General features: G+C 72.6%; 10 protein-coding genes. 9 read left to right on the forward strand and 1 reads right to left on the reverse strand.

The features are described 5' to 3' along the window. The first annotated feature begins 134 nt into the window (after positions 1 to 134). From ACFWY6_RS18450 to ACFWY6_RS18480, 7 genes are all read left to right on the forward strand, one after another. Positions 135 to 1607, forward strand: a complete 1473-nt coding sequence (locus tag ACFWY6_RS18450; RefSeq protein WP_384691274.1) for a hypothetical protein — start codon at positions 135 to 137, stop codon at positions 1605 to 1607. Positions 1608 to 1624: 17 nt separating this feature from the next. Continuing rightward, positions 1625 to 2638 carry a glutamate ABC transporter substrate-binding protein gene (locus ACFWY6_RS18455; RefSeq protein ID WP_384691246.1) on the forward strand — a complete coding sequence of 338 codons (1014 nt, stop codon included), beginning with the start codon at positions 1625 to 1627 and terminating at the stop codon, positions 2636 to 2638. Positions 2639 to 2677: 39 nt separating this feature from the next. After that, positions 2678 to 3994, forward strand: a complete 1317-nt coding sequence (locus ACFWY6_RS18460) for a hypothetical protein (RefSeq protein WP_384691249.1) — start codon at positions 2678 to 2680, stop codon at positions 3992 to 3994. Continuing rightward, positions 3991 to 6543, forward strand: a complete 2553-nt coding sequence (locus ACFWY6_RS18465; RefSeq protein ID WP_384691252.1) for a tetratricopeptide repeat protein — start codon at positions 3991 to 3993, stop codon at positions 6541 to 6543. The genes ACFWY6_RS18460 and ACFWY6_RS18465 overlap by 4 nt, the downstream gene beginning before the upstream one ends. A gap of 2 nt (positions 6544 to 6545) precedes the next feature. Next, positions 6546 to 7925 carry a PP2C family protein-serine/threonine phosphatase gene (locus ACFWY6_RS18470; RefSeq protein WP_384691255.1) on the forward strand — a complete coding sequence of 460 codons (1380 nt, stop codon included), beginning with the start codon at positions 6546 to 6548 and terminating at the stop codon, positions 7923 to 7925. Between the two features lie 91 nt (positions 7926 to 8016). Then, positions 8017 to 9360, forward strand: a complete 1344-nt coding sequence (locus tag ACFWY6_RS18475; protein ID WP_384691257.1) for a VWA domain-containing protein — start codon at positions 8017 to 8019, stop codon at positions 9358 to 9360. A 100-nt stretch (positions 9361 to 9460) separates the two neighbouring features. Then, positions 9461 to 10708, forward strand: coding sequence for an FHA domain-containing protein (locus tag ACFWY6_RS18480; protein ID WP_384691260.1), 1248 nt, complete (start codon positions 9461 to 9463; stop codon positions 10706 to 10708). A 20-nt stretch (positions 10709 to 10728) separates the two neighbouring features. Here the strand turns inward: ACFWY6_RS18480 and ACFWY6_RS18485 are convergent, their stop codons facing one another. Continuing rightward, entirely contained in the window at positions 10729 to 11700 is a 972-nt protein-coding gene (locus tag ACFWY6_RS18485; RefSeq protein WP_384691263.1) for a methyltransferase domain-containing protein, read from the reverse strand. A 101-nt stretch (positions 11701 to 11801) separates the two neighbouring features. Here ACFWY6_RS18485 and ACFWY6_RS18490 point away from each other — a divergent pair, with 101 nt between their 5' ends. Continuing rightward, entirely contained in the window at positions 11802 to 12215 is a 414-nt protein-coding gene (locus ACFWY6_RS18490) for a globin (RefSeq protein ID WP_384691265.1), read from the forward strand. Positions 12216 to 12358: 143 nt separating this feature from the next. After that, positions 12359 to 13697 (forward strand): FtsX-like permease family protein (locus ACFWY6_RS18495; RefSeq protein ID WP_384691268.1); only part of this gene is annotated, 1339 nt, incomplete at its 3' end.

Here is a 13697-nt window from a genome sequence, read left to right on the forward strand (position 1 = left end):
CCGAACAAGATCCAGTCAAGGCCTGTGCGGATGTCAGTCGCTGCGGCGATACTTGCGGCCGTGCACTTCCTCCCGCGCCGCGCACGGCGGGCGGAGGTGACCGTCCGATGACCGAGGGGGAGGTCGAGGTCAAGGTGACATACCCGCCGAACGGCAGCGCCGCGCCGCCAGGACAGGCAGCGCCGACGATGCCCGCCGTCCCGCCTCAAGCGGGCTCCGCGCAAGCTGTGCCCGCCGCGCAGTCGACGGCTCCCGCACCCCCGCGCAGGCCCGCGTGGGTCGAGGGCCGGGACCGGCTGCGCGCCGCCGCGACGACGGAGCCCGGCAAGCTGCGCATCATCGGCGCCGTGCTCGCCCTGGTCGTCGTGGCGTTCGGCGCGGTCACCACCTGGCAGATGACAAGCCGTTCGGACGCCGCGAACAGCGTGCTCAACCGCAGCCAGCCGCTGAGCGCCGACGCCGCCGCCATCTACCGCTCCCTCGCGGACGCCAACACGGCCGCCTCCAGCGGCTTCCTGGCGGGCGGCCAGGAGCCGGCCGACGTCCGCGACCGGTACAACCGCGACATCAAGAGCGCCTCCGAGAAGCTGGCGACCGCCGCGTCGAACGCGGGCGCGGGCTCATCCGCGGCGACTTCGGTGAGCGAGCTGAACAAGCTGCTCCCGGAGTACACCGGCCTGATCGAGCGCGCCCGCGCGAGCAACCGCCAGGGCCTCCCGCTCGGCGGCGCCTATCTGCGGTACGCGAACGACAAGATGCAGAAGCAGATGCTCCCGGCCGCGGAGAAGCTCTACACGGCGGAGAACCAGCGGCTGAGCGCCGACTACGCCGAAGCGAAGCCCTACCCCTGGTTCGCCATCGCCCTCGGTCTGCTCGCGCTCGCCGCGCTCGTCTTGGCCCAGCGGCGCAACTACCGCCGGACGAACAGGGTGTTCAACCACGGCCTGGTCGCCGCGACGGCCGCCTCCGCGGCCGTGCTGCTCTGGCTCGTCGCCGGGCACACGTTCGCGCGGTCGGGGCTCAGCGATTCGTACGACCACGGCGTGAAGTCCCTGAACGTCCTGAACGACGCCCGCATCGACTCCCTCAAGGCCCGCGGCAACGAGAACCTGACGCTGGTCAGCCGGGGCGCCGAGACCGTCGAGGTCGGCTCGGGCGACGACGTGGAGATCAAGGACAAGTTCGACGTCGACTACCAGGCGTCGATGAAGCGGCTCGGCACGGCCGAGACCGGCCTGCTCGGCAAGGCCGTGGCCATCGCCGACGACGCCGCGGGCAAGAACCCCGTCAAGGACGCCGCGAAGAACGTGTCGGTCTGGAAGGACCGCCACAAGACCGCGCGGGACATCGACGACGCGGGCAACTACAAGGGCGCGCTCGACAAGATCGTCGGCGACAAGAAGGACGAGCCGACCGGCGAGTGCTTCGACAACGTCGACGACGCCCTTGAGGTCGCGCTCGCGCACGAGCAGCGCGAGTTCAAGCAGGCGGCCGATGACGGCAAGAGCGCGATGGCGGGCCTTCCGGTGGGTGCCGCCGTACTCGCGGTGCTCGCCGCGGCCGGTGCCGTGCTCGGCATCGGGCGCAGGCTGTCGGAGTACCGGTGAGAGGGGGCGAGCGGACGATGCGTACGCGAGGACTTGCGAGGCTGCGCGGCTGGGGCGGAGCTGCCGCCATGGCGGTGGCCTGTGCCCTCACGGGCTCCCTCGTCCTTGTGCTGCCGAAGGCGGGCGGCGCGGCCCGGGACGACCACGCCGATGCCGGCCGCGCCGGCCAGGGCTCGTCGGCGGCCGCTCCCGCGCGTGCCGAGGAGTGCGAGAAGCCGGAGGCCAGCCTGTCGCCGGACGACAAGGACGGCCCGACGATCGACGCGATCCGGGCCCGCAAGGTCAAGAAGCTGATCATCGGCGTCGACCAGAACAGCTACCGCTGGGGCTATCGCGACCCGAACAAGAAGACGGCGACGCTCGAAGGCTTCGACATCGACCTGGCGCACAAGATCGCCGAGGAGATCCTCGGCGACCGCGACGCCGTCCTGTTCCGCGCCATCCCGACCAACCAGCGTGTCAAGGCGATCCAGAGCGGCCAGGTCGACATGGTCGTACGGACGATGACGATCACCTGCGAGCGCGAGAAGGAAGTGGCGTTCTCCACCGCCTACTTCAAGACCGGGCAGCAGGTTCTCGCCCCCAAGTCCTCCGACATCACCGGGTTCGACGACTCGCTGGACGGCAAGAGGGTCTGCTCCGCCAAGGGTTCCACGGCACTCACCAAGCTGGAGGAGCTCAAGAAGAAGGGCCTCGATGCCGACATCGGGACTACGGTTCCCAACCAACTCGACTGCCTGGTACGGCTCCAGCTCGGTGAGGTGGACGCCGTCGTGACGGACAGCGCGCTCGCCGCCAGCCAGGCCGCCCAGGACCCGACGGTCGAGCTGAAGGGCGACGCGCCGCTCAACACGGAGTACTACGGCGTGGCGATGAAGAAGCCGGAGAAGGGCGCGGACGACCTGGTGCGGCGGGTCAACCAGATCCTGGTGGACTACCGCAAGAGCGGCTGGCAGAAGTCGTACGACAACTGGCTCAAGCCGGCGCTCGGCGAATCGGCGGGACCGCCCGCACCGACGTACACCGACTGACCCCCAAGTGCACGGCAACGCAGAGCGGAGAGGTGATCGATGAGCGTCGCGGGACCCCCCGGTCCTGTGATGGACCGGGACGAGGTGGACCGTGCGCTGGCGCGGCTCGACGCCGAGCACGAGGCGATCGAGACCTCGCTCCTCGCCCTGCAGGATCACGCGGGCCGCCGCCTCCTGGAGGGTGCGGGCCTGACCGGCACCACCCAGGAGCGCTGGACGGCCACAGAGCGGCAGATCACCCTGCTCTGGGCGTACTTCGACGCGTACGCGGGTGCGCTGCGCACCGCCCGCGACATCCGGGCCCGCAGACGCTGGCCCAACCGTGACGACCTGGCGGAGCTCACCGAGCTGCTGCGCGGGGAGAGCGTCACGGTCGCCGGCGGCGCCGCCCCCGCGCCGTCGTCGATCACCGGGCCCGCCAAGCTGACCGAACGCTTCACGCTCAGCGACCTGGTCGCGCGGATGAACGACCTGTACGCGCACTCGCTCGACATGGTCGTCGCCGCCGACGCGGTGTGGTCCGCGCTGCCCGCCCGGATCGACCTCCTGGCGGCGGAGCTGCAGCGCACCCGCCAGCTCGCGCACTCCGTGGGCGTACGGCCCGGCGAGCATCCGGCGGGCGACGACCTGGAGCGGATCACCGCCGAGCTGACGCTCCTGCGCGAGCAGGTGGTGACTGATCCGCTGGCCTTCTGGCAGCCCGCGACGGGCAGTTCGGCCCCCGGCGGCGGCCGCCCGCACACCGAGCGGTACGACCGCGAGGCGCGCGCCCTGGAGGACGTACGCCGGGAGATCGACGCGGTGCTCACCGTCCGGCAGGACGCGGAGCTGCGGCTCGGCAGGCTGCGCGACGTGCTCTCCCGCGCGGACCGCACGCTCGCCGAGGCGCGGTCCGCGCGCGGGGAGGTCCTCGCCAAGATCGCCGCCTCCGAAGTGCCCGCCGTGAGCGGCCCGCCGACGGTGCTGCAGGAGCAGCTGGCCATGGCGTCCGACTACCGCAGGCACGCCCAGTGGCACCGCCTCTCCCCGCTCCTGGAGTCCCTGGAGGAGAAGGCCGAGGACGAACTCCTTCGCGCCCGCGAGTCGTTGACGGCCGTCACCCAGCCCCTCGCGGTCCGCGCCGAGCTGCGCGGCCGCCTCGACGCCTACAAGGCGAAGGTCGCCCGGCTCGGCCACGCGGAGGACCCGCTGCTCGTCGAGCGGTACGACGCGGCGCGCCGGATGCTGTGGAGCGCGCCCTGCGATCTGCGCGTGGCCGAGCAGGCGGTCCTGCGCTACCAGCAGGCGGCCGCCGAAGTCCTTGCACCGAGGGTCCCGCAACAGGGCGGTCCCACCGACCGGAGGGGGGAAGCATGAGCGAGCAGCGGAAGTGCCAGCGACCCGGATGCACAGGGTCGTACGAGGACGTGGGCGGCGGCGAGCTGTACTGCGACACCTGTGGCCTGGCCCCGGTCGTCTCACCGAACGGCATGGTGAACTCGCCCCCGACCGGCATCACCGGTGGCGGCAAGGGCTCCAACAGCAGCAGTTCCAGGTCGAGTTCGCGCGCATCGTCCCGTTCCTCGTCGCGCTCCCAGTCCTCGCGCCGTTCGGTGTCTGGGCGGCTCTCACGTTCCCTGTCCGGCAGTACGGGCTCGTCGCGTTCGGTCTCGGTGCGCAGCTCAGGATCGGCGGCCGGTTCCTCCGGCCGCAGCAGGCTGGGCGTCGGCCTGGTCCAGGTGCCCGAGGTGCCGCGTCCCGACCCGCGTCAGGCGGTGCAGGAGAACCCGGAGGTGCCCGAGCGGAAGCGGTTCTGCTCGCGCTCCGACTGCGGGGCGCCGGTGGGCCGCGCCCGCGGTGACCGGCCGGGCCGCACGGAGGGGTTCTGCACCAAGTGCGGCCACCCGTACTCGTTCGTGCCGAAGCTGAACCAGGGCGACATCGTGCACGGTCAGTACGAGGTCGTGGGCTGTCTGGCGCACGGCGGGCTCGGCTGGGTCTATCTCGCCATCGACCGCGCGGTCTCCGACCGCTGGGTGGTCCTCAAGGGCCTGCTCGACACGGGCGACCAGGACGCGATGGCCGCCGCGATCTCCGAGCGCCGCTTCCTCGCCGAGATCGAGCACTCGAACATCGTCCGCATCTACAACTTCGTCGAGCACCTCGACCAGCGCACGGGCTCCATGGACGGCTACATCGTCATGGAGTACGTCGGCGGAAAGTCCCTGAAGGAGATCGCCAACGGCCGCCGCACGGCGGACGGGAAGCGCGATCCGCTGCCGGTGGAGCAGGCCTGCGCGTTCGGCATCGAGGCGCTTGAGGCGCTCGGGCATCTGCACAGCCGCAATCTTCTGTACTGCGACTTCAAGGTCGACAACGCGATCCAGACCGAGGACCAGCTCAAGCTGATCGACATGGGCGCGGTCCGCCGGATGGACGACGAGGAATCGGCGATCTACGGCACGGTCGGCTATCAGGGCCCCGAAGTCGCGGAGGCGGGGCCCTCGGTGGCCTCGGACCTCTACACGGTGGCGCGCACCCTCGCGGTGCTCACCTTCGACTTCCAGGGCTATACGAACGTGTTCGTGGACTCCCTGCCGGACCCCGACAACATCGAGGTCTTCCGCAAGTACGAGTCGTTCTACCGCCTGTTGGTGCGCGCCACCGACCCGGACCCGGCCCGCAGGTTCGCCTCCGCGCAGGAGATGGCGGAGCAGCTCACGGGCGTCCTGCGGGAGGTCGTCGCGCTGCAGACGGGGCGGCCGAGGCCCTCGCTCTCCACGCTGTTCGGGCCCGAAGTCAAGGTCACGGACACGGAGTTGTTCACCGAGCTCACCGGGGACGTGTCGAGCCTCGGGGCGCGTGCGCTGCCCACCGGGCGCCGCGAGCTCACCACGGGCAACGGCGGTCCGCCGCCGGTCCCGTCCGCGCCGCCCGCCCGCATCGTCCGCCACCTCGACGCGTCCGCGACGTCGCTCGCGCTTCCGGTGCCCCGCGTCGACCCGAACGACCCGAACGCCGGCTTCCTCGCCGGGCTGATGGCCTCCGCGCCCGCCGAGCTGATCACCGCGCTGCGGGCGGCGCCCGCGGACTCGGTGGAGCTGCGGCTGCGCGGCCTGCGCGCCCGGCTCTCCATGGGTGAACCGGAGTCGGCCGCCCAGGCGTTGGCGGAGCTCGAGGTGCAGCATCCGGACGACTGGCGGGTGGTCTGGTACCGGGGCATCGCCTCACTGACGACCGGTGACCACGAGACGGCGGCGCTGTCCTTCGACGCCGTGTACGACGCGTTCCCCGGCGAGCCCGCGCCGAAGCTGGCCCTGGGCGTCTGCGCGGAGGTCCTTGGGCAGCTGGACAACGCGGCCGAGTACTACCGCCTGGTGTGGACCACCGACCCGAGCTATGTCAGCGCGGCGTTCGGCCTGGCCCGCGTGCAGCTCGCGGCGGGCGACCGGCGGGGCGCCGTGAGCACCCTGGAGTCGGTGCCGGAGGCCTCGATCCACTACACGGCGGCCCGGGTGGCCGCGGTCCGGGCGCGGCTGCGGCAGCGTCTCGCGCAGGACACCGCGCCGCCGCCCGGCGGCGCCCTGCTCGACTTCCTGGACGACCTGACGGCGGCCGCGGGGCAGGTGGAGGCCCTTGCGGGCTTCGGCCTCGACGCGGTGCGCAGGGAGCTGCTGTCGACCGAGGTCCTCGGCACGGCGCTGGACTGGGTACTCTCCGGTAGTCACTCTGGTCACGCCGCCGCGCCGCCAACGGCGTCGTCGGGCTCGCGGACCGTGCTCCTTGGCAGCGACCTGGACGAGCGCGGACTCCGCTTCGGCCTCGAGCGCTCGTACCGAACGCTTGCCCGGCTCGCCCAGGGTGGCGAGGAGAGGATCGAACTGGTGGAACGGGCCAACCGATTCCGCCCCCGGACGTGGGTGTGAAGATGTCGCAGATGCACCAGCAGACTGCCGGGGCCGCCGGTTCCACGTGCCCCGGCTGCGAAGAACCGCTGGAGGCGGGTGACCTCTTCTGCGGCGCCTGCGGGTACGACCTGTCGGCGCAGCCGGTGGGCGCAGCCGACGGCGGCGACCATCCCACGATCGCGATCAACGGCGCGGCGCCGGAAGCACCGCCGGCGCCCCGGGCGTCCGACGCCTCGTCCGCGGACTGGCCCGTCGCCCCGGACGTGGACAGCTCGGACATGCCGGTGCCCGCGCACCTGCCGACCGATCTGCCGGGCACGGACTCGGCGGGCGGCGAGCTGTCGGCCGACGCGCACGGCATGCGCACCGACCGTCCCGATGCGGGCCCCGCCGAGCCGGACGAGTACCCCCTGCCGGCCCCGGGCGCCCGCCCCGAGCCCGCCGATCCCCGTACGGCGCTGCCGGAGCCGACACCGCCGGCCGGCACCAAGCTCTGCGTGGCCTGCCGTTCGGGCCGTGTCGACCCGGACGGCTACTGCGAGAACTGCGGGCACGCCCAGCCGCGCGAGCGCGACCACATGGAGCAGGAGCTGGACGCGGTCGCCGCGGTCAGCGACCGCGGTCTGCGCCACCACCGCAACGAGGACGCGTTCGCGATCTCGTCGGCCGCGCTGCCGGACGGTTCGCCCGCCGTCGTCGCGATCGTCTGCGACGGCGTCTCATCGGCGACCCGCCCCGACGAGGCCTCGCTCGCCGCGTCGCGCGCGGCCAACGAGTCGCTGCTCGACGCGCTGCCGCGTGGCACGCATCCGCAGCAGGCCATGCACGACGCGATCCTCTCGGCGTCCGATGCGGTCAACGCGCTCGCAGCGGAGCCCACTCAGGCCAGGGAGCACGCCCCGCACCAGAACGCGCCCGCGTGCACGCTCGTCGGCTCGATCGTCGCCGGCGGCCTGCTCGTCGTCGGCTGGGTCGGCGACAGCCGTGCCTACTGGGTCCCCGACGACCGCAGCGGCCCGACCGTCCGCCTCACCGAGGACGACTCGTGGGCCGCGCAGATGGTGGCGGCGGGTCTGATGAACGAGGCGGAGGCGTACGCGGACGAGCGCGCGCACGCCATCACGGGCTGGCTCGGCGCGGACGCGTACGAACTGGAGCCGCACACCGCTTCCTTCAAGCCGGACCGTGCGGGTGTAGTGGTGGTGTGCACGGACGGACTGTGGAACTACGCGGAGGCGGTGGAGGAGATGGCACGCGCCGTACCCGCCGATTCCGCCGAACGGCCGCTGCACAGCGCCCAGGTCCTGGTCGGTCACGCTCTGGACGGCGGGGGCCACGACAACGTAACAGTGGCCATTCTGCCGTTCCGTGTCATGCCGCAAGGGGCAGGATCGGCCTAGAGCAGGCCCCGGCAACGGGCCTCGGGGCACATGCACTTGTCACCCACCGGCTTGGGGAAGCGGGTGGGACGTCTAGGGGGAGCAGGGATCCATGGCCAACTTCTCGAAGTCGAACGTGCCGCAGTTCTCGGTCGACGTGTATCAGAACGAGTACCTCCCGGAGGGTGGCCGGGAGGTCAACGCGATCGCCACGGTGACCTCGACGGGCGGTGGCACGGTCGGTTCCGCGGTCAGCGCCCCGCACCTGTACTCGGCGGGCCAGACCCCGGACGCGGCCGTGGCGATCATGGTCGACTGTTCGGGGTCGATGGACTATCCGCCGACGAAGATGCGCGGCGCCCGGGACGCGACGTCCGCCGCGATCGACGCCGTACGTGACGGAGTCCACTTCGCGGTGATCGGCGGCACGCATGTCGCCAAGGAGGTCTATCCGGGGGACGGCCGGCTCGCGGTCGCCGACGCACGGACGCGGGGCGAGGCCAAGCAGGCGCTGCGCAAGCTCAGCGCGGGCGGCGGCACGGCGATCGGCACCTGGCTGCGCCTCGCCGACCGGCTGCTCGCCTCGGCCGACGTATCGATCCGGCACGGAATCCTGCTGACCGACGGCCGCAATGAACACGAGTCACCCGGGGACCTGAAGGCCGCGCTCGACTCCTGCGCCGGCCGCTTCACCTGCGACGCCCGCGGCGTCGGCACGGACTGGGAGGTGAAGGAGGTCACGGGCATCGCCTCCGCGCTGCTCGGCACGGCCGACATCGTCGCCGACCCCTCGGGCCTGTCCGCCGACTTCACGCAGATGATGGAGGCGGCGATGGGCAAGGAGGTCGCGGACGTCAGTCTGCGGCTGTGGACGCCGATGGGCGTGCAGATCAAGTTCGTCAAGCAAGTGGCGCCCACGGTCGAGGAGTTGACCGACCGCCGCACGGAGGCAGGACCCCGCGCAGGGGACTATCCCACCGGGTCCTGGGGCGACGAGTCCCGCGACTACCACATCTGTGTCGAGGTGCCGAACGCCGAGCTGGGCCAGGAGATGCTCGCGGCCCGCGTCTCGCTGATCGTGCCGCAGCCGGACGGCAGCGTGCAGACGCTGTCGCAGGGCCTGGTGCGGGCGGTGTGGACGGACGACATGGCCGCATCGACGTCGATCAATCCGCAGGTGGCGCACTACACGGGCCAGGCGGAACTGGCACAAGTCATCCAGCAGGGCCTCGATGCGCGCAAATCGGGAGATGTCGACGGAGCAACGGCCAAACTGGGCCGAGCCGTTCAGCTCGCGAGCGCCTCGGGGAACGAGGACACCGCGAAGCTGCTTTCGAAGGTGGTCGACGTGGTGGATGCCGTGGCAGGTACTGTTCGATTGAAGGCGAGGGTCGCCGAGGCCGACGAGATGACTCTCGAGACGCGGTCCACGAAGACCGTTCGCGTGAAGAAGTAGCACCGCCAGTACTGGGCAACAGCTCAGTAACTCAACGTAGTAGCCCCACCAACAGCACGTACGGCCCTCGGGCCGGAGAAGGAGAGGGGGAAGCGCCGACATGCCGACCTGCCCGAACGGACACCAGTCGGGTTCCGACGACTGGTGCGAGGTCTGCGGTCACCGCATGGCCGGTGCCGTGCCGCCGCCTCCCCCGCCACCGCCCCCGGGCGCTCCCGGCTACGGCTATCCGCCGCCGGGCCCCGGCCAGGATCCCGGCTTCCCGCAGCCGGGCCCCGGACGCCCGCATCTGGCCGCCGTGCCGGACCAGGGTGCCGAGGCCGAGCTGTGCCCGCAGTGCCGCACGCCCCGCGAGGCGATGGCGCCGTTCTGCGAGGAGTGCCGCTGGAACTTCCTGACGAACACGGCGACCTCGTACACCCCGGCCGCCCCGCACCCGCCGGTGAACCCGGCCCAGCAGTTCCAGCAGCAGGGCCCGCCGGGACCCCCCGCGGGCACCCAGCCGGGTCAGGACCCCTTCGGGTACCAGGGCTCGCGGCCCTCGCAGATGAACCGCCCCGCCGAGCCGATCCCGCCGTTCGGCAACGGCGGCAACGGCTCGGGTCAGGTCCCCCCGCCGTACGGCGGCGAGGCTCCCGTACCGCCGCCCTTCAACGGCGGCGACCCTTCCGGTCAGCCCCCGCAGCCGTTCCAGCAGCAGGGTCCGCCCGCGCCGCCCGCGTTCCCGCAGGAGACCGGCACCCCGCCGCCTCCGCAGGGACCCGGTGCTCCCGGCCCGTCGTTCGGTGACGACTGGGTGCTCTCGCCGCCCTCGTCGGCGGCACCAGGACCCGGCGCTCCGGCCGCCCCGCAGGCTCCCGAGCAGGGCGACTGGGGTCAGCAGGCTCCGCAGACGCAGCCGCCGCAGGGTTTCCAGTCGGTTCCCGGGCCCGGTGTCGGCACCGTCTCCTGGACGGCGACGATCGGCCCTGACCGTGAGTACTTCATGGCGATGATGCACCGCAGCGGCCCCGAGGCATCGGGCCTGAACCTGCCCGCGTACTCGCCCGAGCAGCAGCGTCCGCTGGTCGGCAACCAGATCACGATCGGCCGCCGCCGCCACTCCACCGGCGACACCCCGGACATCGACCTGTCGGTGCCGCCGGAGGACCCGGGGGTTTCGCACCAGCACGCGGTCCTGGTCCAGCAGCCGGACGGCACCTGGGCGGTCGTCGACCAGAACTCGACCAACGGCACGACGGTCAACAACGGCGAGGAGCCCATCCAGCCGTTCGTCCCCGTGCCGCTGCAGGACGGCGACCAGGTGCATGTGGGCGCCTGGACGACGATCACGATCAGGCACGGCTAGGCACGGCTGGGCGCGCGGGATCAGAGCGGCCAGGCGTACGGCCCTTCGGGGTCGTCCAGCCAGGCCCACTCGTGCGGCCCGCTCACGCTGACCCCGTACCGCTCGCGCACCGGCCGGCCCTCGCGCTGCCACAGGGCGAGCGCCTCGTAAGGGTCGAGGGTGCCCGCGGTCAGCTCGAGCAAGAAGCGGAACAGCTCGTTCTGCAGGGCCCTGCGGGGCAGCCCGCCCAGCGGCTGCTCCTGCGGGGCCCTTGTGCTGCCGCCCCGCAGCGGCACGAAGTACGCGGGAGTGTGCAGGAAGCGCCCCTCGGCGTGCTCGGCGTCCCGCACCGTCAGCGTGATCAGACCGGTGGCAAGCGGCGCGAGGACGCGGGCGCCGGGCCTGCACTGGGCGAGCCAGGCGCGCGGCACCGAGCTCAGGGTGCAGGTCGCGATGATCCGGTCGTACGGGGCGTGCTCGGCGCAGCCCGCGGCGCCGACACCGGTGACCACGGCCGGGTGGTAGCCGGCAGCCGCCAGATGCCGCCGTGCGGACTCGGTGATCTCCGGGTCGAGATCGACGGTGGTGATGTGCTCGTCGCCGAGCCGGTGGGCGAGCAGGGCGGCGTTGTAGCCGGTGCCCGCGCCGATCTCCAGGACGTCGCAGCCGTCCGGCGGCAGCGCGAGCTCCGCCAGCATCTTCGCCATCAGGGAGGGCTGGCTGCTGGACGAGAGCAGCTCTCCGTCGCGTACGCGGGTGGCGAGCGGGGCGTCCGCGTACGCGCCGTCCAGCCAGCGCGCCCTGCGCAGGGGGTCCGGGTCCTCGCCCCAGAGGCGTTCATAGCCGCCGCCCGTCGCCGCCACGTAGTAGTACGGCACGAACAGATGGCGCGGGACCTGCGCGAACGCCGTCAGCAGCGCCGGATCCCCGGCACAGGCACCGCTCGCCTCGATCTCGCGCACCAGGGCGGCCCTGGCCCGCGCGGCGAGCGGGGTTTCCGCTTCGGATCCCATACAGCAACTGTGCTGCCGTACGGCCCGCGATGCGAGCGGCAGGCCCCCTCCGCGATGGTCAGGACCTAAGTCTTCCGTACTCGGCCGCCCCGTCTGAGAGCATGGACCATGTGAATGACATCCCGCGCGGCACGCTTCAGGAGCAGACCTTCTACGAACAGGTCGGCGGCGAGGAGACCTTCAGGCGCCTGGTGCACCTCTTCTACCAGGGGGTTTCGGAGGACCCGCTGCTGCGGCCGATGTACCCGGAGGAGGATCTCGGGCCTGCCGAGGAGCGCCTCGCCCTTTTCCTGATGCAGTACTGGGGCGGCCCGCGCACCTACAGCGACAACCGCGGCCACCCCCGGCTGCGGATGCGGCACGCCCCGTTCACCGTCGACCGGGCCGCGCACGACGCGTGGCTGAAGCACATGCGGGCCGCCGTCGAGGAGCTGAAGCTCTCCGAGGAGCACGAGCGGACGCTGTGGAACTACCTGACGTACGCGGCGGCGTCCATGGTCAACTCCGAGGGCTGAGCCCCGGCCTGAATCCGGCGTTCTGACCGGATTCGGCCCCCTCGACACCCCTTCCGCAACTGCCTGCCCTCTGAAAGCATCCGTTCAGACTTCGGGGGACGTACGGCGTACAGCGCGGGGCGGGGCACGGGGGGCGACCGGGTGTGACGGGGTTCATATTTCTGCGCGTGCGCGCGCACCGGCTGCTGCTGGCCGCCGCGCTGCTCGCCGTGCTCCTCACCACAGCGGTCCTCGCCACCCTCACCGCGTTCTCCGGCTCGATCGGCGACGCGGCGCTGCGGCACGGTCTCCGCACCCGCTCCGCCGCGCAGGCCTCGCTCGTCGTGGGGGCCCAAGTGCCGCCCGGCGCACGGGAGTCGGCGGACCGGGCGGTGCGCGAGGGTGCGCGGCGCACCTTCGACGGGCTGCCGGTGGGCCTTCGCTCGCTGGCCCGTTCGGGGCCGTACGCGCTGCCGGGCACCGCACGGCAGGGCGGCGACCCCGACCTCACCCACTTCGCGGCGCTCGACCGCTCCAGGATCCGTCTGACGAAGGGGAGTTGGCCCTCCTCGTACACACGGGGCGGCCCGGTCGAGGTCGCGCTCCCCGAGGCCGCCGCCGCCCGGCTGAAGCTCGGCCCCGGCTCCGCCCCGCTCACCCTCACCGACCGGCTCACCGGGCCGAAGGTCACCGTCGAGGTGACCGGCGTGTACCGCCCCGCCGATCCCACGGAGCCGTACTGGCAGCTGGACGAGCTGGGCGGCCGCGGGGTGCGCGAGAGCGTCTTCCTGACGTACGGACCGCTGCTCGCCGATCCGACGGCGCTGGGAGAGGTCTCGGCGGGCCGTACGCAGTGGCTGGCGACGGCCGATTTCCGCGGGGTGACCACGGAGCGGGTCGGCGCGCTGCGCTCGGCGGCGCAGGCCGGTCCCGGCGCGCTCGCCAAGTCGGCGTCCCTGGGCGGCAGTCCGAGCGCGAGCACCGCGCTGCCCGAGGTGCTCGACCGAGCCGAGCGCGCGCTGCTCGTGTCCCGTTCGACGCTCCTGATCGTCGCCCTTCAGCTGATCATGCTCGCCGGGTACGCGCTGCTGCTCGTGGCCCGGCTGCTCGGCACGGAACGCGGCGGCGAGACGGCGCTGCTCATCGCGCGCGGCGGCTCGCGCGGCAAGGTCGCCTGGCTCGCCACGGTCGAGGCCCTGCTGCTCGCCCTGCCCGCCGCGGTGCTCGCGCCGCTGCTCGCGGGCCCGCTGACCGGGCTGCTCGCGGGGCACGGCGCACTGGCGAGGACGGGGGTGCGGCTCGACACGTCGACGGGCACATCGACGGGTACGGAGGTGTGGCTGATCGGCGTGGCCACGGCCCTGGGCTGTGCGCTCGCGGTGGTCGCGCCCGCCCTCGCGTCGAGCACCGGGCCGCTGCGGCGCGCCCGGTCGGGGGGGGGGGGGGGCGGGCCCCGGCGCCCCCGCCCCCCCCGCCCCGCGCGGGGGGAGCCCGCGCGCGCGC

The sequence above is a fragment of the Streptomyces sp. NPDC059037 genome (assembly GCF_042740015.1).
Lineage (GTDB): Bacteria > Actinomycetota > Actinomycetes > Streptomycetales > Streptomycetaceae > Streptomyces.

What these genes read in the sequence shown, in the direction of transcription:
- ACFWY6_RS18480 (WP_384691260.1), top strand. Translation starts at nt 9,461, where the DNA reads ATGCCGACCTGCCCGAACGGACACCAGTCGGGTTCCGACGACTGGTGC.
- ACFWY6_RS18490 (WP_384691265.1), top strand. Translation starts at nt 11,802, where the DNA reads ATGGACCATGTGAATGACATCCCGCGCGGCACGCTTCAGGAGCAGACC.
- ACFWY6_RS18475 (WP_384691257.1), top strand. Translation starts at nt 8,017, where the DNA reads ATGGCCAACTTCTCGAAGTCGAACGTGCCGCAGTTCTCGGTCGACGTG.
- ACFWY6_RS18470 (WP_384691255.1), top strand. Translation starts at nt 6,546, where the DNA reads ATGTCGCAGATGCACCAGCAGACTGCCGGGGCCGCCGGTTCCACGTGC.
- ACFWY6_RS18460 (WP_384691249.1), top strand. Translation starts at nt 2,678, where the DNA reads ATGAGCGTCGCGGGACCCCCCGGTCCTGTGATGGACCGGGACGAGGTG.
- ACFWY6_RS18485 (WP_384691263.1), bottom strand. Translation starts at nt 11,700, where the DNA reads ATGGGATCCGAAGCGGAAACCCCGCTCGCCGCGCGGGCCAGGGCCGCC.
- ACFWY6_RS18455 (WP_384691246.1), top strand. Translation starts at nt 1,625, where the DNA reads ATGCGTACGCGAGGACTTGCGAGGCTGCGCGGCTGGGGCGGAGCTGCC.
- ACFWY6_RS18465 (WP_384691252.1), top strand. Translation starts at nt 3,991, where the DNA reads ATGAGCGAGCAGCGGAAGTGCCAGCGACCCGGATGCACAGGGTCGTAC.